Origin of the sequence: Nocardia ignorata NBRC 108230 (assembly GCF_001612905.1) — a bacterium.
Lineage (GTDB): Bacteria > Actinomycetota > Actinomycetes > Mycobacteriales > Mycobacteriaceae > Nocardia > Nocardia ignorata.
In genome coordinates this window covers 14,215-40,568 of record NZ_BDBI01000024.1, presented here as the reverse complement: position 1 = coordinate 40,568, position 26,354 = coordinate 14,215, and the positions used below count along the sequence as shown (strand labels likewise).

Sequence of the window (26,354 nt, the reverse complement as noted above, 5' to 3'; positions counted from 1 at the left end):
GCAGGCTGCAGGCACGACGGCCGGCTCAGCGATTCTATGCGCCGCCCGCCCCCGCCCGTGCATCGACCCTCGTCGTCGCCCGTGGCCGCGGCGCCGGTTCACCACGGCCGGGTGCGTCGAGGACCTGCGCGATGCGGGCGAGCGCGTGCTCGTTCGCCATCGCCCAGTGGGTGGCCTCGATGCGGTGACAGATCACGGCGCCGTCGACGACCGGCGCCCAGGTGGCGGCTCCGTGTGTGCCGGTCGGGTCGTCGACGGTGGCCGCGAAGTAGACGAGGTCACCGTCGAAGCGGCGGGGACGGTAGTCGTCGACCATGCTCATCGAGGCCTGTGCGGCGTCGATGATGCGGGCGATGCGGGCGCGGTCGAGTCCGGCGAGCGGTCCGCCGAGGTTCGCGGCGGCGGCGGTGAGTCCGTCGATGCCGAAGTCGAGGTCCTCGCCCGCCAGGCCGCCGAGCAGGTCGCCGACCGTCGGGGCCGGGGTCTGCTCGGGTCCGTCGCCGAGCCAGCTGTCCATCATGGCCAGTCGCGCGACCTGTTCGCCCTCGGCTCGCAGACCGGTGGCGACCGCGTGCGCGAGCAAACCGCCGAGCGACCAGCCGAGCAGGTGGTACGGCCCTTCGGGCTGCACCGACCGGATGGCGTCGATGTAGCGCCGCGCCCAGGCGTCGATGCTGTCGGGCAGCGGTTCGTCGGCGGTCAGCGCGGGTGATTGCAGACCGTAGACGGGGCGTTGCGGGTCGAGGTGGCGGGTCAGGCCGGCGAACGACCAGGACAGGCCGCCGACGGGATGGACGCAGAACAGCGGTGCCCCGGTGCCGCCGGTGCGCAGCGGCAGCAGGACGGCGAAGGCGTCGCCCTGCGCGTCGTCGCCGCGCAAGCGTTCGACGACGACGGCCGGGGTCGGGTCGGTGAAGAACCAGGCCACCGGCACCGGGGTGCCGAGGGTTTCGCTCAGTCGCGAGGCCAGCTGGACCGCGGTGAGCGAGTTGCCGCCGAGGTCGAAGAAGTTGTCGTCCATGCCGATTCGGTCCAGGTCGAGGACCCTGGCGAATTCGGCGGCGACCCGCTGTTCGGTCTCGGTCACGGGTGCCCGATAGGTGGCCTGGCGCAGGCTCGGGACCGGGAGGGCGCCGCGATCGAGCTTGCCCGAGGTGTTCACCGGGAAGTCGTCGAGTTCGACGATCACCGACGGCACGAGGTAGCCGGGCAGTTCGTCGGCCAGCACCGACCGGAGGGACGCTGTGTCGAGCCCCGAGACGCTCTGGGCGACAACAGTTCCGGGAGTGGTGACATCCTCGGACGAGCCGACGGAGCTTCGCCAGCGTGCGGGAACGACGTACCCGACGAGCCGGTCGGCGCCCGTACCCGGCACCACGGCGGCCGCGGCCTGCGCGACACCCGGTTGCCGTGCCAACACGGCTTCGACCTCGCCGAGCTCGATGCGCTGACCGTTGAGCTTCACCTGCAGATCGGAGCGGCCCACGTATTCCAATGCGGCCTTTTCGCCGCGCAAGCGGACGAGGTCACCGGTGCGGTACATGCGAGAGCCCGCCGCTGCGAACGGATCGGGGACGAACCGTTCGGCCGTCAGTGCGCCTGCTCCCACGTAGCCGTGGGCGAGTTGGGCACCGCCGACGTACAGCTCGCCGACCACACCGGGCGGCACGGGACGCAGTCGGGCGTCGAGCACGTACAGCCCGGTGTTCCACACCGGTGTGCCGATCGGCACCGTGACGGTGTCGTCGTCGGTGACGACGTGGGTGCTCACCTGCACGGCGGTCTCGGTGGGTCCGTAGAGGTTCACGACCTCGGCCCCGGTCACCGCCCGAACCTGCTGGGCGAGCGCGGCGGGCAGCGCTTCACCACCGGCGAAGATCCGCCGCAGCGAGACCACCTCTACTCCGCCGTCGATCTGCGCGAGGTAGGCGGCCAACAGGGTCGGCGCGAATTGCGCTGTGTCGACGCGGTGTTCGGCGATGAGGGCGGCCAGGTAGGCCGGGTCGCCGTGGCCGCCGGGGCGGGCGATGACGGTGCGGGCGCCGACGCGGGGACCGAGGAACAGTTCCCAGATCGAGGCGTCGAAGGTGGTCGGTGTCTTGTGCAGCACCGTGTCATCGGCGGTGAAGCCGAATTCCTGTGCCATCCAGTCGAGTTGGTTGACGATCGCGCGATGCGGCACCCCGACGCCCTTGGGCAGACCGGTGGATCCGGAGGTGAAGATCACGTACGCGGTGTGTTCGGGGCGCAGCGGGTGGGTGCGCTCGGCGTCGTCGACGGGTAGCCCGGAGAGTTCTGCCGTCTCGATCTCGTCGAGCACGACCACGTCGATTCCCCGGCCCACCGAGGTCGGCAGGTCGGCCCGGTCGCGCGAGGTGGTGAGAAGGCAGGCGGGACGGGCGATGTCGAGGACGCGGGCGATGCGTTCGGCCGGATGGTCGGGGTCGATCGGCACATAGGTGCCACCGGCGACGATCACCGCGTACAGCCCGACCAGCAGTTCCGTCGAACGGCGCGCCGCCACCGCCACGGCGGTGTCGGGGCCGACGCCGAGCGTGAGGAGGTACCGGGCGAGCCGGTTCACCCGGTCCGCGAATTCGCCATAGGTGAGGGTGGTCGTCTCGTCGACGAACGCGATGGCCGCGGGGGTCGCGCCTACCTGCCGGTAGAAGCCGTCGACCAATGTCTCCGGTGCGAGCGGATGGTCGGTGTCGCACCAGCTTTCGAGCATCCGGTGGTCGGCGTCGGTGAGCAGGTCGACATCACCGACGGCGATGTCCGGGTCGGCGGTGACAGCGTCGAGGATCCGCACGTACGCCTCGGCCATCCGGTGTGCGGTGGTGGCGTCGAACAGGTCGGTGGCGTAGGTGAGTTGCACCGAGCAGTGGCCGTCGTCGGTGCCCGACAGGACGAGGTCGAGGTCGAACTTGGCGACCGCGGCGTCGGCGTCGAGGGCGGTGACGGTGAGATCCGGCAGCACTACCTCGGTGGGTGTGGCGCCCAGGTTCTGGAAGGCGAGCATCACCTGGAACAGGGGGCTGTGTCCGGCCGAACGAACCGGGTCGAGTACGTCGACCAGGCGTTCGAAGGGCACATCGGCATTGTCGAACGCGTCGAGGTCGACCCGCCTGGCGTCCTTCAGCAGTGCGGTGAAGGAGGCGGCCGGGTCGACACCGGTGCGCAGGACGAGGGTGTTGACGAACATGCCGACCAGGTCGTCGAGCGCGGCGGCACCGCGTCCGGCGACGGGGGTGCCGATGGCGATGTCGGCCGACCCGCTGAGCCGGGCCAGCAGTACGGCAAGTGCCGCGTGCGCGACCATGAACTCACTCGCGTCCGCCCGCCGCGCCACTGTTGCGACACGCTGCCAGACTTCCTGCGGAACAACCGTTTCCACGCTCGCGCCGCGCTGAGAGGCGACGGCGGGGCGCGGCCGGTCGGTGGGCAGTTCGAGCAGCGGGGCGAGCCCGTCGAGTTCGGTGCGCCAGAATCGCACCTGACGGGCGGCCAGGGATTCGGGGTCGTGCTCGTCGCCGAGCACGGAGCGCTGCCACAGGGTGTAGTCGGCGTATTGGATCGCCAGCGGTGCCCAGTCCGGTGCGGTGCCCGCGCGACGTGCCAGGTACGCAGCGGTGGTGTCGCGCAGCAGCGGTCCGGCGGAGAAGCCGTCGGCGCTGATGTGGTGGATCACCACGACCAGCACCACTTCGTCGGCGGCGCAACGCAATACGCGCACCCGCACGGGCGGGGCGACGGTGACGTCGAATCCCCTGCCGATCTCGGCGGCCACGATCGAGGGCACCGCGATCGGATCGACGGTTTCGACCACCGGGGCGGGTACGAACTCCCACACCGCCTGGTGGCCGATGCCGTCGACGGCCGGGTAGGCGGTGCGCAGTACCTCGTGCCGCTCGAGCACATCGGTGACGGCGGCGGCCAGGGCGTCGGCGTCGACATTGCCGGTGAGCCGCACCGCGATCGGGATGTTGTAGGCGGCCGATTCCGGGTCGAGGCGGTTGAGCAGCCACATGCGCTGCTGTGCTGCCGACAGCGGAATCCGTTGCGGGCGTGGGCCCGCAACCAGTGCGATGCCCGCGCCGCTGCCCGCCTGGCCGGCGAGCAGCTCGGCCAGTGCGGCGACGGCGGTCGCCTCGAAAAGGGTGCGCACCGGCACCCGGGTGGACAGTGCCGCGCCGAGGCGCGCGGCGACGCGGGTGGCGATGAGCGAGTTGCCGCCGAGTTCGAAGAAGTCGTCGTCCAGACCAACCTGCTCGCGGCCGAGCACTTCGGCGAACACCTGGGCCACGGCCCGCTGTACTGGGGTGATCGGGGCACGGAAGGGGCGGGCGACGAACTCCGGTGTCGGCAGTGCGGCCCGGTCGAGCTTGCCGGAGGTGTTGAGCGGGAAGGCGTCCAGCACCACGACGACCGACGGAACCATGTACGACGGCAGGGCACCCCCGACGGCTGTGCGCAGGGACGCCGGGTCCAGCTCGGCGCCCGGCTGCGGCACCGCGTAACCGACGAGGCGGTCGCCCGTCGGGCTCGGCGACACGACAGCCGCGGCCTGACGCACGCCGGGCACGGCCCGCAGCGCCGCTTCGATGTCACCGAGTTCGATGCGCTGACCACGGAATTTCACTTGGAAGTCGCGCCGGTCGAGGTAGACGAGCACACCGTCGCGGGTCCAGCGCACGAGGTCGCCGGTGCGGTACATGCGTTCGCCGGGCGCGGTGAACGGGTCGGCGACGAACCGGTCGGCGGTCAGGTCCGGGCGGCCGAGGTAGCCGCGCGCCAGCTGGTCGCCCGCGAGGTACAGCTCGCCCGCCACACCCGGTGCTACGGGGCGCAGCCGGTCGTCGAGCACGTAGACGCGGGTGTTCCATTCGGGCACCCCGATCGGCACGGTCGGCCCGGTCGCGTCGTCGGCGGGCCAGGCGGTCACGGAAACGGCCGCTTCGGTCGGTCCGTACAGGTTGTGCAGTGCCGCATCGGATTTCGCCCGGAAGGCGGCGACCGTATCCGGGATGAGCGCCTCGCCGATGGCGAGCACCAGGCGCAAGCTGCTGAGCTGCTCGGCTTCCGCGTGCGCGGCGAACATACTCAGCATCGACGGCACGAAGTCCGCCACCGTGATGCGCTGGCGCGCGACCAGTTCCGCGAGATACAGCGGGTCACGCTGCCCGTCGGGTGCGGCCAGCACGAGCGTTGCCCCCGCCGCGAGCGGCACGAAGTACCCCCACACCGACAGATCGAAGGTCGCGGCCGACTTCTGCAGGTACACATCCCCTGCCCCGAGGCGGTACTGCTCGATCATCCACGCCACCTGATTGCGCACGCCGGCACGACTCATCGCCACACCCTTGGGCCGCCCGGTCGAGCCGGAGGTGAACAGGACATAGGCCAGGTTCGAATCCCGCAGCGGTGCAGGTCGTTCCGCGTCACCGACGGTGTGTGCCGGGTAACGATCCAGGTCGAGTCGGTCGATGCGAACGACGGGAATACCCGCCGCACCTGCCGACGATGCGGCGTGGCCGTCGATCGAGGAACCACCTTTCGCTTCCCCCGAGGGACTGGAGGGACCCGGCACTACGTCCGAACGGTCGGCACCGGACATGGCGCCGATGTCGAAGCGGTCGCGGCTGGTCGTGAGGACCATGTGGGGACGGGCGGTGGTGAGGATCTGGGTGATGCGGTCGGCGGGGTGGTCGGGATCGATCGGGACGTAGGCGGCGCCTGCGGTGAGGACCGCGTACATGGCGACGACCAGGTCGACCGAGCGGCGCATGGCCAGGGCGACCAGGGTATCGGGGCCGACGCCGTCGGTGACGAGGTGGCGGGCCAGGCGGTTGACCCGGGCGTCGAGTTCGCCGTAGGTGAGGTGTTCGCCCTCGAAGATCAGGGCCGTCGCGTCGGGGCGCGTGGCGACCTGGTGACGGTACGGCGCGAGAAGGGTTACCGTGCGGTCGATCTCGTGGTCGGTGTCGTTCCAGTGGTCGAGGATGCGGGTGCGCTCCTCGGCATCGAGCACGTCGATGGCGTCCACAGGAGTCTGCGGTGCCGCAGCGACGGCGGTGAGCAGCCGTTCCAGGCGGGTGACGACGGCGGCGGCGGTTTCGGGGTCGAACACGTCGGTGGCGTAGGTGAGTACGCCCGAAACGCCGGCTGCGGCACCGTTGTTCGTGTAGTCGTCGCTGACGATCAGGTGCAGATCGAACTGCGACAGCTCCCCGTCGGTGTCCAGGCCCGACACGGTGATGCCGGGCAGTTCGAGTTCGGCGCGTTCGAAGTTCTGGAAGGAGAAGCCCACCTGGAACAGGGGGTGCCGGGCAGTGGAACGCGCCGGGTCGAGCACCTCCACGAGCCGTTCGAACGGCACATCGGCATTGGCGAACACCGCGAGGTCGGTGGCGCGCTGCCGGATCAACAACTGGCGGAACGATTCTCCCGGCCGCAGCCGGGTGCGGAACACCAGTGTGTTCACGAACATGCCGACGAGATCTTCGAGCGCGGCCTCACCGCGCCCGGCGACAGGGGTACCGACGGTCACGTCGGTGCTGTTCGACAGCCGTCCGAGCAGGGCGGCGAAGGCGGTGTGCACCACCATGAACAGCGTGGAACCGCACTCGCGAGCCAGCTCGGTGAGCCCGGCGTGGGTGGCGGCGTCGAGAGTGACCGGCACGGTGCCGCCGGCCAGGGTTCGCACAGCCGGACGTGGCCGGTCGAGGGGCAGCGCGAGTTCGTCGGGCACACCGGCGAGTTCGGTGCGCCAGAAGTCGAGCTGGCGGGCGGCCACGGAGGCGGGGTCGGTCTCGTCGCCGAGCACCGCCCGCTGCCACAGCGCGTAGTCCGCGTACTGCACCGGCAGCGGCGGCCACGCGGGGGCGGTGCCGTCGCGACGGGCGAGGTAGGCGGTCATCAGGTCGCGCACGAGCGGCGGCACCGACGACCCGTCGGCGCTGATGTGGTGCACGACCAGCGCCAGCACCGCGTCGTCGGCGTCGAGGCGGTACAGCACGACCCGCCACGGGACCCCGGCGGTCACGTCGAAGGTGGTCGCCGCCAGCTTCGTCACCGCACCACGCACCTGGTTCGCGGTGGTGTCGTGGATCTCCAGTGCGACACCGGCTGCCGCGGCCGACAGGATCTTCTGCACGGGACCGTCGGCGGTCTCCGGGTAGTACGTGCGCAGTATTTCGTGCCGGTCGACCAGATCGTCGACGGCGGCAGCCAACGCGTCGGTGTCGAGCACACCGCGCAAACGGACGGCGATGGGCACGTTGTAGCCCACCGAATCCGGATCGAACCGGTTGAGGAACCACATGCGCTGCTGGGCAGGAGAGAGCGGAACCACGGCGGGCCGCTCCCCCGCCGTCAGCGCGAGCCGGGACGGGCCCGCCTCGGTATCGAGCGCGGTGGCCAGCGCGGCCACGACCGGCGCTTCGAAGATGCGGGCCACCGGCACCCGCCGGTCCAGCGCTGCCCCGAGCCGCGCCGCGACCCGGGTGGCGATCAGTGAGTTGCCACCGAGATCGAAGAAGTCGTCGTCGGCACCGACCTTGTCGATCCCGAGTACCTCCCCGACGATCCCGGCCACCAACACCTCCGTTGCCGTTGCGGGAGCACGGAACTCGCGCGCGGTCAGCTCGGGGGCGGGCAGCGCCCGGCGATCGAGCTTGCCCGAGGCGTTCACCGGCAGCGACTCGAGGATCACGAACGCGCTCGGCACCATATAGGCCGGCAGCGACTCCTGCAGCCGGGCTTTCACGCCCGCGAGGTCGATATCGGGAGCGATGTCGTCGCCGGCCGACGCGTTCCCGGACGAACCGGCAGGGCGCGAACCAACCTGCGCATCCACCCCTGACGGCGAATTTCCGGCACGGGTCGCTGCGACGATGCCTGCGCTCTCACCACTCGCGTCCCCTGACATATCCGCACCGGCGTCGGCGAGGCCGGTGCGGGGCGTCCGTCCGGGCGACTCCTGGCCGCGCGCTGCGGCCGAGGCCGTCGGGTGCTGTTCGCGCGACGGGACCAGGTAGGCGGTGAGGTAGGGGCCGGTGCCGTCGTCGCGGACGGTCACCACGGCGCGGTCGACAGTGTCGATGCCGCCGAGCACGGCCTCGATCTCGCCGAGTTCGATCCGCAGGCCGCGCAGCTTGACCTGGAAGTCGGTGCGGCCCAGGTATTCCAGTTCGCCCGTGCGAGCGCGTACGACGAGGTCGCCGGTGCGGTACATGCGTTCGCCGGGGGCGCCGTAGGGGTTGGCGACGAAGCGGTCGGCCGACAGGTCCGGGCGGCCGAGGTAGCCACGGGCCAGCTGCACACCGGCGAGGTAGAGCTCGCCGGGTGTGCCGACGGGCACGGGGCGCAGGCGGGCGTCGAGGACGTGCAGGGCGGTGTTGGCGACAGGCGTCCCGATCGGCACGGTCACGGTGTCGGCGTCGGTGACCTCGTGGAAGGTGACGTCGACGGCGGCCTCGGTCGGGCCGTACAGGTTGTGCACGGCCACACCGGGAATCAGCGCGCGCAGGCGCTGCGCATCGGCGGCGGGCAGTGCCTCACCGGAGGCGAAGACCTGACGCAGCGACGCACAGTCGGCGGAGCGGGGTTCGGCGAGGAACGCGGCGAGCATCGACGGAACGAAGTGCGCCACACCCACTCCGGTGCGGGTGATGACCTCGGCCAGGTAGGCGGGGTCACGGTGCCCGTCGGGGCGGGCGATCACCAGGGTGGCACCGATCTGCAACGGCCAGAACAGTTCCCACACCGACACATCGAAGGTGATCGGCGTCTTCTGCAACACGGTGTCGGCCGGCGTGAGCCCGTAGGTGCCCTGCATCCAGACCAGACGGTTGACGATGGCGGTGTGGCTCACCGCCACACCCTTCGGCTTCCCGGTCGATCCGGACGTGAACAGCACATACGCCAGATCGGCGCCGCGCAACGGGCGGAGACGCTCGGCATCGGTCACCGGGTGGGCGTCGAAACCGCCGAGGTCGAGTTCGCCGGGAGCGATGGTGCGCGTATCGGTTTCGGGGAAGCCGGATGCGGCGAGGACGCAGACCGGTGCCGCGGTGGCGAGCACATCGGCGATCCGCTCGGCCGGGTGGTCGGGGTCGAGCGGCAGGTACGCCGCACCCGCCGCCTGCACCGCGTAGAGCGCGACGAGCAGATCGATTCCGCGCCGCAGCCCGACACCCACGATGGCGCCGGGCCCCACCCGCTCCGCGATCAGCCAGCGCGCCAGACGAGCCACACGAACAGCGAACTCGCCGTAGGTGATTCGCTGCCCCTCGAATTCGAGGGCGATGGTGTCCGGGGTGCGAAGGGCCTGTTCGGCGAACAGGGATACGAGCGTGGCGTCGGTGTCCAGAGGTGCGTGGGTGGAGTTCCAGGCCGCGAGCTGGGCCCGGTCGGTGTCGTCGAGCAGGTCGATCTCACCGATGATCGCCGTGTCGTCCGCGACCACGGCGCGCAGCACCCGGACGAACCGCGCGCCGAAGGCGGCGACGGTCTCGGCGTCGAACAGGTCGGTGGCGTATCGCAGCCATCCACGCATCCCCGGTTCGCCACTGGCACCGGCGATTTCGTTGACGGCGAGCGACAGGTCGAACTGTGTGGTCGCCGCGGGCAGCGCGAATTCGTCGATCCGCAAACCGGGCAGTTCGACGGTGGTGTCGTCGCGGTGCTCGAACGCGAGCATCACCTGCACGATCGGCGCGTACGAGGTGGAGCGCACCGGGTTGAGTTCGTCGACGAGTCGTTCGAACGGCAGGTCCGCGTGCGCGAAGGCGCGCAGGTCGGCCGCACGCACGGTGGCGAGCAGGTCGGCGAACGCCGCTCCCGCGTCCACCGGGGTGCGCAGGACCAGGGTGTTGACGAACATGCCGACGAGGTCGTCGAGCGCCGCATCGGCTCGTCCCGCGACCGGAGTGCCGATCGCGATATCGCCGCCCGCACCGTGCCTGGCCAGCAGTACCGCGAACGCCGCGTGCACCACCATGAACGTGGACACCCCGTGCCTGCGGGCCAGCGCCTCGATCCCGGCGACGACCTCGGTGGGCACATCGAACCCGACGGCGGCGCCCTCCCCGACGCGCACAGCGGGACGCGGCCGATCCGTCGCCAACTCCAGAGCCGGTGCCAGCCCGGCCAATTCGTCACGCCAGTGCGCCAGCTGCCGTGCCAGGCGCGACTGCGGATCCTCGGCTTCACCGAGGACTTCACGCTGCCACAGCGTGAAGTCCGGGTACTGCACCGGCAACGGCTCCCACTGCGGCGCGACCCCCGCCGTCCGCGCGGCATACGCGGCGATCAGATCCCGCGCCAACGGCGTGATGGACACACCGTCAGCGGCGATGTGGTGCACGGCCAGCACGAAGACATGCTCACGGTCCCGCGCGGAACCGTCTGTCGAGAGCGGCGACGCCGCGATCGGGCGCAGGAGGGCCGCGCGCACGGGCGGCTGGGTGGTGAGGTCGAAGCCTGCGCCGACGACGGCGCGGACCGCGGCGGTCAGGGCCGACTCGGGGACCTCTTCGAGTACCGCGCCGGGTAGGGCCTGGTCGACCGGAAGGACCACCTGGATGGGACCGTCCGCGTCTTCGGGGAAGACGGTGCGCAGGGCCTCGTGGCGGGCGAGGACGTCGGCGAGGGCGGCCCACAGGGCGGCGATGTCGAGGGCACCGGTGAGGCGCAGGGCGATGGGCAGGGTGTAGACGGCCGAGTCGGGGTCGATGCGGTTCAGCAGCCAGAGGCGAGTCTGGGCCAGCGACAACGGGATTCGGTCGGGGCGCGGGTGTACTGCGGCCAGCTGCGGCAGCTGTTCGCCGGCAGTGGCGCGTTCGGCCAGCCGGGCTACGGTCGGTGCCTCGAACACGTCGCGCACGTCGAGGGCGCTGCCGAGCGCCGCGTTGGCGCGGGCGACCAGCCGCATGGCCAGCAGCGAGTTGCCGCCGACGGCGAAGAAGTCGTCGGCGGCGCCGATGCGGGCCACGCCCAGCAGATCGGCGATCACCTCGGCGAGCGTGGTCTGGGCGCCGGGACGTGGCGCCACGTAGGCGGTGGTGACCGACAGATCGGCAGCGGGCAGCGCGGCACGGTCGAGCTTGCCCGCCGAGTTCAGCGGCACCGTGTCCAGCACGACGAAATGCGTGGGAACCATGTAGGCGGGCACCCGGCTCGCCACATGATCGCGCACATTCGCGGCGTCGACCGCGCCGGCCACATAGCCGACCAGGCACTGGCGGCCCGCGTCGTCGGTGGCGGGCAGAACCGTCGCGTGGGTGACGCCGGGTGCGTCGCCGAGGGCGGCTTCGATCTCACCCAGCTCGATCCGCAGGCCTCGGATCTTCACCTGGAAGTCGTTGCGACCCAGATAGATCAGGGCTCCGTGGCGATCGCGGCGGACCATGTCGCCGGTGCGGTACATGCGGGTACCATTCGCGCCGAACGGGTCGGCGACGAAACGATCGGCGGTCAGATCCGGCCGCCCCAGGTAGCCACGGGCCAGCTGGGCGCCCGCCAGGTACAGCTCACCCGTCACACCGGTGGGCACCGGGTGCAGCCGCTCGTCGAGGACATAGGCGCGCACATTCCAGGTCGGCCTGCCGATGGGCATTTCGGTCTGTTCGACCGGTGCCGTGATCTGCTGGAAGGTGCTCGTGATCGCCACCTCGGTCGGCCCGTAGGTGTTGTGCAGCTCGACGGGGAGCGTGGCCAGCACCGTCGCCGCGAGCGGGGCGGGCAGTTCCTCACCACCCACATGCAGCATGCGCAGGCCGCGCAGGGCATCGCCCAGCCCTTCGGCGAGCATCGCCGACAGCACCGACGGCACCAGCTCGACCACGGTGACACGCTGTTCGCGCAGTACCCGCGCCTGATAGGCGAGGTCGAGGTGACCGCCGGGGCGCAGCAGCACCAGGGTGGCGCCGAGCAACGCCGGGGCCAGCAGTTCCCACAGCGACACGTCGAAGGTCAGCGGGGCGCGCTGCAGCAGGCGATCCTCGGCGGTCAAGGCGTATTCGCCACGCAGCCAGCACAATTCGTTCACCACCGCCCGGTGGGTGATGAGCACGCCCTTGGGCAGCCCGGTGGAACCGGAGGTGAACAGGGCATACGCCGGATGGTCCGGCAGCAGCGGTGCGAGGCGTTCGGCATCGGTGACCGGGGCGCCCGGCACCGGGACCTGCGCGGGATCCTCGAGCTGGGCGACGGTGAGCACTGGGAACCCGGACCGCGAGGCGGCCGCGAAATGTACAGAGGCGGTGGCGGACCGGTTGCCCGCGTCCACGTGATCGAGGTCGCTCGCCTCGGCCGCGACGACCAATCGTGGTGCCGCCGTGGCCAATACATGCCCGATGCGATCGGCGGGCTGAGCCGGGTCGATCGGCACGTACACGCCACCCGCGGCGAGCACACCGTGCAGCACGACCAGCAGCTCGATCCCGCGCGGAACAGCGACGGCGACCGGGGTTTCCGGCCCGACACCGCACCCGATCAGCCTGCGCGCCAGCCGATTGGCTCTGGCCGCGAGCACACCGTAGGTGATCTCGGTGCCCTCGAAAACGGCCGCGACCGCCCGCGGATCGCGCGCGGCCGCCGCATCGAGCAGGTGCGCGGCCAGCGGCGCACCGATGCCGAGCTCGCTCAGCTCCTCGTCGAGCGGAACCACCTCGCCGTGCGGTCCCGCCACCAGCTCGGCGCGGGCGGGTTCGGCGAGCAGTTCCAGATCTCCGACAGGTGTCGCCGGAGCCCGCACGGCCGCGCGGAGCACGAGCTCGAGCATGGTGGCCATCGCCGCGACGGTCTCGGCGTCGAAAAGGTCCGTCGCATAGCGCAGCTCGAGATCGAGGCCGTCGGGCTCGCCGTCGGCGCCGAACCGGTCGACGAAGGTGAAGTCCAGGTCGACTTCGATCGGCGCGTCCGGCAGTTCGAGGCCCGAGAGGGTGAGCCCGGGCAGTTCGAACGCGGCGCGCCGCTGATTCTGCAGGGCGAGCGACACCTGATACAGCGGCGAATAGCCCTGTGAGCGTGCGGGGTTCACCGCGTCGACGAGGGTTTCGAACGGGACGTCGGCGTTGTCGAAGGCATCGAGGTCACCGGTGCGGACCTGGTCGAGCAGGTCGGCGAATCCGGTTTCGCCGCGCACCTCGGCGCGCAGGACGAGCGTGTTGACGAACATGCCGACGATGTCGTCGAGTTCGCGATGACCACGCCCGGCCACCGGGGTGCCGACCACGATGTCGGACCCCGCCGACAGCCTGGCCAACAGCACCGCGAGGCCCGCGTGCAGCACCATGAACGTGGTCGCCCGGCGCGCCCGAGCCAATTCCTCGATCCCCCGGTGTAGGTGCGCGTCGAAGGCGGTGACGAAGGTGGCCCCGCGATTCGAGGCGATCAGCGGCCTGCGACGGTCCGTCGGCAGGGTGAGGACATCGGGCAGCGCGGCCAGGCGGTGCCGCCAGTAACCGAGCTGGCGGGCCAGCGGTGCGTCCGGGTCGTCGACGCTGCCGAGCCCCCCGGTCTGCCACAGCGCGTAATCGGCGTAGTGCACGGTGAGCGGCGGCAGTTGCGGTGCGCTGCCAGTGACGCGGGCGGCGTAGGCGGCCACCAGGTCACGGGTGAGCGGGCCCATCGACCAGCCGTCGGCGGCGATGTGGTGCACGACGAGAACCAGCACGTGCTCGGCCGGCGTCACCCGAAGCAGGGCGACGCGCACCGGCACCTCGGTGGTGATGTCGAAACCGTCCGACAGCACCTGCGCGACGGCGCCGGACACGTCGGTGGCGGCAACGTCGGTGACCGTGAGCTCGGGAACGAACGGTTCGCCCACGAGTTGCGTTGCCTGACCGTCGAATTCGGGGTAGGTGGTGCGCAGGGTCTCGTGCCGGGCGACCAGGTCGCCCAGGGCGCCGCGCAGGGCGGCGACGTCGAGTTCGCCGCTCAGGCGGATGGCCACGGGGATGTGATAGGCGGCGGACCGCGGGTCGAAGCGGTGCAGGAACCACATCCGCTGCTGCGCGGGCGACAACGGAATCCGTTGCGGGCGTCGAGCCGCCACCGGTCCGCGCCTGCTCCCGGTGCCACGCAGAGTGTCCAGACGCTGCGCCAAGCCACTGACGCTGCTCGCCTCGAACAGTTCACGGACCGCGACACGCGCGTCGAGCGCGGCTCCGAGGCGTGCCGCCACCTGGGTGGCCAGCAGGGAGTTGCCGCCGAGCGCGAAGAAGTCGTCGTCGGCGCCCACCCGGTCCAGTTCGAGAACGCCGGCGAAGGTGGCGGCGACAATGCGTTCGGTCGCGGTCGCGGGCTCCCGGTAACCGGTGCGGCGCGCCTGTGGGGCAGGCAGCGCCCGGCGGTCCAGCTTGCCGGAGGCGGTGAGCGGCAGTACGTCGAGGAAGACGTAGGCGCCGGGCACCATGTAGGCGGGCAAGGTGGCGGTGACCGCGGCGTCGAGATCCGCCGGAGTGCAGGCGTCACGGTTGGGTGCGCCCGAGACTGTGCCACCGACACCGATCGAGGGAGAGGCTGATCGGGCATCCACGACGGGTTCGGCTTCGGTGTTGTCGCGGACGATGTAGGCGACGAGCTGGTCGGGCTTGCCGTCGTCCGAGCGGACGACGACCGCCGCGCGGCGAACGCCGGGGACCGTGGTGAGGGCGGCTTCGATCTCGGCGGGTTCGATGCGCAGGCCACGCAGTTTCACCTGGAAATCGGTGCGGCCCAGGTAGTGCAGGGCGGGGCCGGTGGCGGTGGTGCGCCAGGTGACGAGGTCACCGGTGCGGTAGAGGCGCTCGCCGGTGCCGAACGGGTTCGCGACGAAACGCTCGGCGGTGAGGTCGGCGCGGCTGTGGTAGCCGTCGGCGAGCTGGGCACCGGCCACGTACAGTTCGCCGGGCACACCGGCCGGGACCGGGTGCAGGCGCGAATCGAGCACGTACACCGAGGTTTCGGCAACTGGGGAACCGATGGGCACGGTCGCGCCCTGATCGTCGGCGAACCGGTGGGTGGTCACCTGAATGGCGGTTTCGGTCGGCCCGTACAGGTTCACCACAGTGGCACCGGTGCGTTCGCGGACAGTGCGCGCCAGTTCGGTGGTCAGCGCCTCACCACCGGCGAACACCAGCCGCAGCGACTGCTGCCCCTCGGTGACATGGCTGCCCGGATCGGCCGGTCCGGAAACCATCGAGCGCGAGCGGGCTGCCCGTTCGCCTGCCGATCCGGCCGTTTCCGCCATCACAGCCGTCAGCACCGACGGCACGTACTGCACCACGCTCACCCGGTGCCGGGCCGTTGCGGCGGCCAGGTACGCCGGATCGCGATGACCGTCGGGCGAGGCAAGTACCAGTCGGGCACCGACTTGCAAGGGCCACAACAGTTCCCACACCGAGGCGTCGAAGGTGAACGGCGTCTTCTGCAGCACCACGTCGTCGACACCGAGCGGATAGGCGCTTTGCAACCACCGCAGCTGGTTGACCACCGCACGGTGCGGAACCGCCACACCCTTGGGCCGACCGGTCGAGCCTGAGGTGAACAGCACATAGGCGAGGTTCTCGGGACATAGTGGGGCACAGCGCTCTTCGTCGGTGATCGGATCGCCCGACAGTGCCGACAGATCGAGGGTGTCCACCTCGACCACCGAATCACCCACGCCGAGACCAGTCCCGGCGACGGTGAGCACACACACCGGTGCCGTCTCAGCGAGCACATACGCGGTTCGGTCAGCCGGATGGTCCGGGTCCACCGGCACATACGCCGCCCCGGCCGCCAGCACGGCATGCACGGCCACCAGTTGATCGACACCACGCCGCATGGCCACCGCCACCAGCGAACCCGGCCCCGCACCGAGCCCGATGAGATGCCGGGCCAGCCGAGCAACCCTCGCACCGAACTCGGCATACGTGAGCCGCACCGACACCGGACCGCCCATCGCTACCGCGTTGTGGGTTCCAGCCCTGCCCTGCCCTGCCCCACCTCGCTCGGGGTGGCGGAAGTCCGAAGTCTCCCCCATCCGGCCGGGCCCGGCATCAGGAACGATCGGTGGCGCAGTGCGATCCACACTGCGGGGCCCGACGAGCTGCGCATCGAGGGCCACCGCCGTCTCCGCATGATCCGCACCACGTGCAACTACCACGGGCTCGGCGTCGAGGATGACAGCTGTCGCGCCGGGGCCGGCCGCGACCTGGTCGGCGAACAGCGATGCCAGGGTGGCAGCGGCAAGCACAGGGGTGGCACGGTCGGTTGCGACGTGGCTGCCCAACTGCGTTACCAGGGCCGAGGCAGCATCGGAATCCGCCAAGGCGGCCGGGTCGGTCGACTGCGTTACCAGGGCCGAACCGGTCGCAGCGACCGAGTTCCCGGTGGCGAACAGTTGCGTGCGTTCCGCGTCGTCGAGGAGGTCGATGTCGCCGACCGGGCGCGCGGGGTCCGTCAGGGCGCCGGTGAGGGCGCGGTGCAGGCGGGTGGCGAATCCGGTGACGGTTGCCGCGTCGAACAGGTCGGTGGCATAGATCAACGCGCCGGAAAGCCCTGCGGGAGCGCCGTTCTCGTCGCGGTGTTCGGTGAGGGTGAGTTCCAGATCGAACTTGGCGACGGTGGTCGGCAGGTCGACGCCACCGACCCTCAGGCCGGGCAGGACGAGTTCGCGCGCGGTGTCCTCGTTCAGCGACAGCATCACCTGGAACAGGGGGTTGCGGGCCGTGGAACGCACCGGGTCGAGCGCTTCGACGAGCCGTTCGAACGGCACGTCGGCGTGCCCGAACGCCGCCAGATCGGTGTCACGGACCCGCGCGACCAGCTCGGCGAACGGCGTCGCGGGCGTCACCTCGGTGCGCAGTACCAAAGTGTTGACGAACATGCCGACCAGGTCATCGAGTGCGCGGTGCCCACGTCCCGACACCGGTGTACCGATGGCGATATCGGTGGTCGCCGACAAACGCGCCAACAACACGGCGAATACCGCGTGCACGGCCATGAACACCGTCACCCCGTGCGCCCGTGCGAACTCGACCAGCGCACGGTGCGTTTCCGCCTCGAACTCGACCGCGTGCACCGCTCCTCTGCGCGAGGCGACCGCAGGCCGCGGCCGGTCGGCAGGCAACTCCAACTGCTCCGGCAGCCCGTCCAGGGTCTTACGCCAGTACGAAAGCTGCTGGGCAGCCACCGATCCGGGGTCGGCGGCGGTGCCGAGTACCGCATGCTGCCACACCGCGTAATCGGCGTACTGCACGCTCAGCGGCTCCCACGCGGGAGCCTCCCCCACAGCCCGCGCCCCGTACGCGGCGAGCACATCGCGGATCAACGGGCCGAACGAAAACCCGTCCGCCGCAATATGATGCAGCACGATAGCCAGCACATACTCCGCTGCACCGTCAACCGACACAGCAGCTTCCCGTGCTTCTCCGGGGATCTGACCGACACCGGCCGCTGCGTCTCCGCCGAACTGCTCCTGCGCAGTCAGCAGCGCCTGCGCGGTGAACTCCACCGTACCGCCCTGCGCCGCACCGGACCTCACGCCGTCGTCGGTGGGCGCGTCCCCGTCGAGCATCGTAGGCATGCTCGTCGATACACCCGTACCTTGCAGTGCCGCAACGGTACTCGCGGGATCGACAAGCAGCGGTTCCTCGCCGGAGCGCGCTGACGTATCGATCGGACCGTACCCGGTGGTCGGCGCTTCCCCGGTGTCACGCACGCGGAACAGGGCGATGCGGAGGGGTGCGTCGGTGGTGAGGTCGAAGCCGGTCGTGGCGAAGGTGCGGATCGCGTCGGGGAGTTCGTCGGTGGGGAGGACCTCGGGGTGGATGTCGGGCAGAAGGCCGGGGACGGGGAGGATTTCGGCGATCGCGTGGCCGTCGCGTTCGGGGTAGCGGGTGCGCAGGACCTCGTGGCGGTCGAGGACGTCGACGAGGGCTGCGCGGAGGGCGGGCACGTCGAGGTCGCCGGTGAGACGCACGGCCATCGGAATGTTGTCGGCGGATGAACCGGGGTCGAAGCGGTTCAGGAACCACATGCGCTGCTGGGCCGGGGACAGCGGCAACGGGTCGGGGCGCACACCCGCGACGAGGGCCGGGCCGGCACCCGTGCCGCGCAGCCGGTCGGCGGCGTAGGCCAGGGCGCGGACCGAGGCGGTGTCGAACAATTGCCGCACCGGGATGCGGATATCGAGGTCGGTGCCGATGCGGGCCATCACGCGGGTGGCGAGCAGCGAGTTGCCGCCGAGCTCGAAGAAGTCGTCGTCGCGCCCGACCTGTTCCAGGCCGAGGACCTCGGCGAAAGCGTCCGCGACCACCTGTTCGGCACGGGTGACGGGCGCGCGGTAGACGGCGACCTCGAACACGGGAGCGGGCAGCGCCGAACGATCCAGCTTGCCGACCGGAGTCAGCGGCACCTCGTCCAGAGTCATGATGGTGGCGGGCACCATATGCGCGGGCAGGTGCGCGGCGGAATGCGCGAGCAACTCCGAGGTGTCGACGGCGGCCTCGGGGACCGGCACCACATAGGACACCAGCAGGGTCGCACCAGCCTCGGTGCGGTGCCCGATCGTGACGGCGAAACGCACCGTCGGGTGCTTGGCGAGGACCGCGTCGATCTCATCGAGTTCGATCCGGAACCCACGCACCTTCACCTGGAAGTCGTTGCGTCCCAGGTATTCCAGATCGTAGGAGTCACCGCGACGCACCCAGCGGACGGTGTCACCGGTGCGGTACATCCGCTCTCCCGGGGCACCGTACGGGTTGGTGACGAACCGGCTCGCCGTCAGCGCGGGCCGACGATGGTAGCCGCGTGCCAACTGGGCGCCCGCGATGTAGAGCTCACCGACGACACCGGCAGGCACCGGGCGCAACCGCGCGTCGAGGACCAATTCGGTGGTCCCCTCCACGGGCCCGCCGAGGGTGATCGGCGTTGTGGCGCAGAGTGGTTCGCTGATATTGGTGACGATCGTGGTTTCGGTCGGCCCGTACCCGTTGCGGAACACCAGCCCGGGGATCGCCGCCGTCCACCGTGCCACCAGCTCCGCCGGACACGCCTCACCCCCGACCACGACGACCCGCAGATCGTTTAGCCCCACCGGATCGACCGTCGCGAGCGCCGACGGCGTGATGACCACATGGGTCACCCGCTCGACCCGCAACAGTTCACCCAGCTCCGCCCCACCGAACACCCCGTTCGGCGCGACGACCATGGTCGCCCCCGCGCTGACGGTCAGCAGCAGCTCGGCCACCGAGATGTCGAACGACGGCGACGCCACATGCAGGACCCGCGCGTCCGCCGCAGCCCGGTACCGATCTGCCTGCACGGGCAGATACGCGGCCACCGCGGCGTGCGGAATCACCACGCCCTTGGGCAGACCGGTGGTGCCGGAGGTATAGATGACATAGGCCGGGTCGAGCGGATGCGGCCTACGAGCATCACCCGACGCTCCGAACCCGTCGATGTCGCCCTCAGCAAGCCTCGGCGCGGCGACATCGGGACCGGCGTGCGTGTCCGTGTGCACGGCGTCGAGGTCGACAACCAGCCAGTCCACGGCGGTGGGTAGGTCGGCGCGGAGCTCGTCGGTGGTGATGCCGGCGGCGGCGCCGGAGTCGGCGAGCATGTGGGTGATGCGGTCGGCCGGGTAGTTCGGGTCGACCGGGAGGAAGGCGGCGCCTGACTTGATGACGGCCCACACGGCGGTCACCGACGCGGCCGAGCGCGGAATGCTCACGGCGACAACATCACCCGGTCCGACACCGTTGCCGGTCAGCCGGGTGGCGATGCGGGTGGAGGCGGCGTCGAGTTCGCCGTAGGTGAGAATGCGGTCACCGTCGCGGATGGCGACGGCGGCCGGGTCGGCGGCGGCACGGGCCAGCACTTCGGGCAACAGGGGTGCGGGCTCGGCGACACCGCCGCTACGGGCGGTGAGTTCGGCGAATTCGGCATCGATCAGCAGCGGCAGGTCTGCTACCGAGGTATGCGGTGCGGCGGCGATCGCAGCGAGCAGACCGGTGAACCGGCGCACCATCGCAGTGACCGTCGACGCGTCGAACAGATCTGTGGCGTAGGAGAATTCGCCGGACAGACCATCGGCCGCGGCGGTGCGCAATGTCACCGACAGGTCGAACTTCTCGATGTCGTAGGGCAGGTCGACCGCGCTTGCCCGCAGGCCGGGCAGTTCGAAGGTGGTCACCGGTAGGTTCTGCAGCGACAACGCCACCTGGAACAGGGGGTGCCGACCGGCCGAACGAGCGGGCGCCAGCACTTCGACGAGCCGCTCGAAGGGCAGGGTGGTGTGCTCGAAGGCGGCCAGGTCGTCGGCCCGGACGCGGCCGAGCAGGTCGCCGAACGGTTCCCCGGCGCGCACCTGGGTGCGCAGCACCGCGGTGTTGACGAACATGCCGATCACGTCGTCGAGTTCGGCGGCACCGCGCCCGGCGACCGGGCTGCCGATCGCCACATCCGCATTGCCCGACAGGCGGGCGATGAGCACCGACAGCGCGGCGTGCAGCACCATGAACAGCGTCGCACCACGTTCGGCGGCGACAGAATTCAGTGCCGTGACCAACTCGGGGTCGAGGCTGAACTCGACCCGCTGCCCACGCATCGAGGCGGTCGCCGGGCGCGGCCGATCCGTCGGTAGCCCCGACTCGTCCGGCAGACCGGCCAGCGCCGCCCGCCAGAACGCGATCTCCCGCCCGGCCTGCGAAGCGGGATCGTCCTCTTCACCGAGCACGGCCCGCTGCCACAGCGTGTAATCGGCGTACTGCACCGCCAGCGGTTTCCACGCGGGCGCCGCCCCGCCGGTCCGCGCGTGATACGCGGCCATCGTGTCTCGCACGAGCGGTCCCGCCGACCACCCGTCGGCGGCGATGTGATGCACCACGAGCACCAGCACGTGATCCCCGTCGACCTCGAACAACCGCACCCGAACCGGCGGCGCCGTGGTCACATCGAAACCGCGCAGGATCTCCCCGGCGATGACTTCCCGCAATTCGCCCGCCGCAACAACGATCGGATCCAACAGCGCCGCACGAACGCCTTCGCCACCGAAAGCACCACCCCTGTCCCCGGCGACGAGCAGCTTGTAAGCCTCGGCGGGGTCGAGCACAACCTGCGTCCCGACCCCGTCCACCTCGGGGTAGACGGTCCGCAGCACTTCGTGGCGGGCGATCAGGTCGTGGACGGCCGCACGCAAGGCCGCATGGTCGAGCGCACCGGAGAGGCGGACCGCGATCGGGATGTTGTAGGCGCCGGTGGCCGGGTCGAAGCGGTTCAGGAACCACATGCGTTGTTGCGCGGGCGACAGGGGCAGAACGGAGGGGCGGGGGCCCGCGACGAGAGCCGGCCTCTCATCGGCAGAGCCCGCATCGATCAACGACGCGAGAACCGCGACAGTGGGACTGTCGAAGAAGTCCCGAACATCCACGCGCACACCGGAGTTCGCGTGCAGACGCGCGATGGCACGGGTGGCGATCAGCGAGTTGCCACCGAGCCGGAAGAAGTCGTCGTCCAGGCCGACGGTCTCCACATCGAGCAGTTCGGCGAACAGTGCCGCCACCGCTCGCTCGGTCGCGGTCACAGGCGCACGGAACTCGGCCGCGGCCACACGGAAGTCGGGCTCGGGCAATGCTTTCCGGTCCAGCTTGCCGCTCGCATTGATCGGCATCGCGGGCAACTGAACCAGCAGCGAGGGCACCATGTATTCCGGCATCGACGCCTTCGCGTGCGCCACCAGCTCGGCCTCGTCGAGCGGCTCCCCGTCGACACTCACCACATACCCGACCAGCGCCTCACCGGCCGCGTGCCGGTGCAGCACCACCGCCGCATTGCCGACGCGCGGGTGCGCCGCGAGCACGGCCTCGATCTCACCGAGTTCGATCCGCAACCCACGCAACTTCACCTGGAAGTCGGTGCGCCCCAGGTATTCCAGCTCGGCACCGCCGGGCAGCTGCCGCACGAGGTCACCCGTGCGATACATGCGTTCACCGGGCTCGCCGTAAGGATTGGCGACGAACCGGTCGGCAGTCAGGCCGGGCCGAGCCACGTAGCCGCGCGCCAGCTGCACACCGGACAGATACAGCTCGCCGACCACCCCGGCGGGCACCTGGTCGAGGTTCTCGTCGAGCACGAGCAACCCGGTGTCGTCGGCGGGTCCACCGATCGGCACCGACACCTCGTCGGCCTCGGTCACCTCGTGCGCGGTGACGTCGACCGCCGCCTCGGTGGGCCCGTACAGGTTGTGCAGGGCCGTCGCGGAGAGCTTGCGCAGGCGCGCGGCGGTCGCGGCGGGCAATGCCTCACCGGAGGCGAACACCATCCGCAACGACGACAGATCCGCGACCGTCGCGGCCTCGGCGACCTCACCGACGAAGGCGGCCAGCATCGACGGCACGAAGTGGGTCACCGTCACGCGGTGCCGGGCGATCAGGTCGGCCAGGTAGGCGGGGTCACCGTGCCTGCCCGGCTCGGCGACCACCAGCCGGGCACCGATCTGCAAGGGCCAGAATAGTTCCCACACCGACACGTCGAAGGTGTACGGGGTCTTCTGCAACACCACGTCGTCTTCGGTCATCGCATAGCTGCGCTGACGCCAGTCCAGGTTCGCCACGATCGCACCGTGGGTCACCGCGACACCCTTGGGCCGACCGGTCGACCCGGAGGTGAAGATGACATACGCCGTGTTTCCGGCCTGCGCGTTCACCGCGAGCTCGGCCGGTACCACGGACCAGTCGATGTCGTCGGTGCGCAACACCGTCGCCCCACCCAGGTCCGGTTCGTCGCACATCCGCGTCACCACCACCACGGGTCGTGCCACCTCGAGCACGTAGTGCAACCGGTCCACCGGATGATCCGGGTCCAGCGGCACGTACGCCCCACCCGCCCGAACGATCGCGTGCACGGCGACGATCAACTCGATACTGCGCCGCATCGCCAACCCGACCAGCGACTCCGGGCCGACGCCGAGCCCGGCCAACCGACCTGCCAGCACCCGGACCCTGGCATCGAATTCGGCATAGGTCAGCGTCTGGTCACCGAACCGCACCGCCACCCGATCCGGAGTGCGCGCCAGCTGCTCGGCGAACCGGTCGACCAGCGTCGCCCCGACGGCGGGCGTCTCGATACCGAGCACGGCCATCGCATCGGCGGCCAACGTGTTCAGCAACCGCCCGAAGGTGCCCTCGGCCGCGTCGACAACCCCCGGGAACAGCTCGGCGAGCACGACCTGGACGAGCGTCTCGGGATCGAGCGCCCCGCCGGTGAGCTCCGCCATCAGTGTGAGCTGGGCATCCAGCTCCGCGTAGGACACCGAAGTGCCGTCGAATCCGACGGCGGTCCGTGCCGGTTCCATCGCCGCGACCGTCGCCACCAGCGCCGCCAGCTGATCGATCTGCGCGCACGCCGGAGTGGGGTTGGTCATCGCAACACTGCCTTCCATCTACCGGCCGCGGGTAACGCCACGCAGCCGCGAAAAACTTTCGGAACTCCCCCGGCTCGCACCGGGTCGGGGATCGGCGCGCGGACGGCCAACCCCGGGCACCCTGCCCGAAATCCGCCCGCTCACACCGGAATTCAGTGCGATCGGCTATGACACGATCGCGACATTCCAGCTCGTCGCCACACAACCAGCAATGACTCGGTTATCTCCCGACCTCCATCGTCAACCCCGACACCCGACACACGCGCCCGTAGACGACTGAAGCGTATTCGTTTCGATAATAAACCGGACCAGATTCCGTCAAAATCTCGTACTCGGGAGTAATTCGCCAGAATGCGGCGGCGCCGGGCAACCCGGCCGCACACGCCGAACCGGCTGCCGACCGCCCGGTGTACCCACGGGCTACGTCACTGCTGCCGCCACAGATTCGTACTGTGTCAGGACACACTAGGTGAGCCAACGTTGCATCACCGTTGCATCCGAGTGATTCGCGCCACTACCCCCCGAACACGACGAAGCCCCCCGCCATCGTGCTCGGCGGGGGGCTTACGCGGTGAGTGGAGTTACTCGGCGGCGGAGTCCTCGGTGTCGGCCGGCTCGGCGGGCGCGGCGGCCTCGTCCTCGACCGGGACCAGCGAGATCTTGCCGCGATTGTCGATATCGGCGATCTCCACGCGCAGCTTGTCGCCGACGTTGACCACGTCCTCGACCTTGGCCACGCGCTTGCCGTTGCCCAGCTTGGAGATGTGCACCAGACCGTCGCGGCCCGGCAACAGCGAGACGAACGCGCCGAAGGCGGTGGTCTTGACGACCGTGCCCAGGAAGCGCTCGCCCACCTTGGGCAGCTGCGGGTTGGCGATGGCGTTGATCATGTCGATCGCGGCCTGGGCCGACGGCCCGTCGGTCGCACCGACGAACACGGTGCCGTCATCCTCGATGGAGATGTTGGCGCCGGTTTCCTCGGTGATCTGGTTGATCATCTTGCCCTTGGGGCCGATGACCTCACCGATCTTGTCGACCGGGATCTTGATCGCAGTGACGCGCGGGGCGTACGGGCTCATCTCGTCCGGGGTGGCGATGGCCTCGGCCATCACGTCCAGGATGGTGGTGCGGGCGTCGTGCGCCTGGTTCAGCGCACCGGCCAGCACCTGCGAGGGGATGCCGTCGAGCTTGGTGTCGAGCTGCAGGGCGGTGACGAAGTCACGGGTACCGGCGACCTTGAAGTCCATGTCGCCGAAGGCGTCCTCGGCGCCGAGGATGTCGGTGAGGGCCACGTAGCGGACCTCGTCGACACCCTGGTCGTTGGTGATGGTGTCCGACACCAGGCCCATGGCGATACCCGCGACCGGCGCTTTCAGCGGCACACCGGCGTTGAGCAGCGACAGGGTCGAGGCGCACACCGAACCCATCGAGGTGGAGCCGTTGGAGCCCAGCGCCTCCGAGACCTGACGGATGGCGTAGGGGAATTCCTCCTGCGAGGGCAGCACCGGCATCAGCGCGCGCTCGGCCAGGGCGCCGTGGCCGATCTCGCGACGCTTCGGCGAACCGACGCGACCGGTCTCACCGGTGGAGAACGGCGGGAAGTTGTAGTGGTGCATGTAGCGCTTGGAGGTCTCCGGGCCGAGCGAGTCGACCTGCTGAGCCATCTTCACCATGTCGAGGGTGGTGACGCCCATGATCTGGGTCTCGCCACGCTCGAACAGCGCCGAACCGTGGGCGCGCGGGATCACGTCGACCTCGGCGGACAGCTCACGGATGTCGGCCAGACCGCGACCGTCGATGCGGAAGCCGTCGGTCAGGATGCGCTGGCGGACCAGCTTCTTGGTGACCGAGCGGAACGCGGCACCCAGCTCCTTCTCGCGACCGGCGAAGTCCTCACCGAGACGCGACAGCACCTCGACCTTGATCTCATCGATCTTGGCTTCGCGGGCCTGCTTGTCGGCGATGCTCAGCGCCTGGTTCAGCTCGACCTTCGAAGTGCCCTCGACAGCCTCGAACACATCGGGGCCGTACGGCGGGAAGAGCGGGAACTCCTGGGTGGGCTTGGCGGCCAGCGCGGCCAGGTCGGCCTGGGCACGGACCAGGCGCGCGATGAACGGCTTGGCGGCTTCCAGACCCTCGGCGACCACGGCCTCGGTCGGCGCCTGCGCACCGTCGGCGATCAGGTCGATCACCTTGTCGGTGGCCTCGGCCTCGACCATCATGATGGCGACATCACCGGTCTCGGTGACGCGGCCCGCGACGACCATGTCGAACACGGCGCCCTCGAGCTGCTCGACGGTCGGGAACGCCACCCACTGGCCGCTGATCAGGGCCACGCGCACGCCACCGATCGGACCCGAGAACGGGATGCCCGACAGCTGGGTGGACGCCGAGGCGCCGTTGATGGCCAGCACGTCGTACAGATCCTGAGGGTCAAGGCTCAGCACGGTGACCACGACCTGGATCTCGTTGCGCAGACCGTCGATGAAGGTCGGGCGCAGCGGACGGTCGATCAGGCGGCAGGTCAGGATCGCGTCGGTGGAGGGACGGCCCTCGCGACGGAAGAACGAGCCGGGGATGCGGCCCGCGGCGTACATGCGCTCTTCGACGTCCACCGTCAGCGGGAAGAAGTCGAACTGGTCCTTGGGGTGCTTACCGGCGGTGGTCGCCGACAGCAGCATGGTCTCGTCGTCCAGGTAGGCGACGACGGAGCCGGCGGCCTGCTTGGCCAGACGGCCGGTCTCGAAGCGGATGGTGCGGGTGCCGAAGCTACCGTTGTCGATCAGCGCGACCGATTCGAATACACCGGGCTCTACCTCGACCGCAGTCGATGCACGTTCAGTTGTCTGCGTCATATTTCTCTCTCGACCTCTCGTCTCGCCGATTCGCGCGGCCGATGCCAGGCGTACTCGCCTGATGGGCGCGAACCAGCTTTTCGTCAGCCGTACCGGACACGGAC

2 protein-coding genes are annotated in these 26,354 nt (G+C 70.1%); both read right to left on the bottom strand.

Annotated elements, in window-relative coordinates; genetic code table 11:
* Positions 1–34: 34 nt before the first annotated feature.
* Positions 35–23,395 (bottom strand): non-ribosomal peptide synthase/polyketide synthase, encoded by a 23,361-nt coding sequence (locus NI2_RS19485; protein WP_067492632.1) that lies wholly within the window; start codon positions 23,393–23,395, stop codon positions 35–37.
* A 581-nt stretch (positions 23,396–23,976) separates the two neighbouring features.
* Positions 23,977–26,250 (bottom strand): polyribonucleotide nucleotidyltransferase, encoded by a 2,274-nt coding sequence (locus NI2_RS19480; RefSeq protein WP_067492628.1) that lies wholly within the window; start codon positions 26,248–26,250, stop codon positions 23,977–23,979.
* Positions 26,251–26,354: the final 104 nt, after the last annotated feature.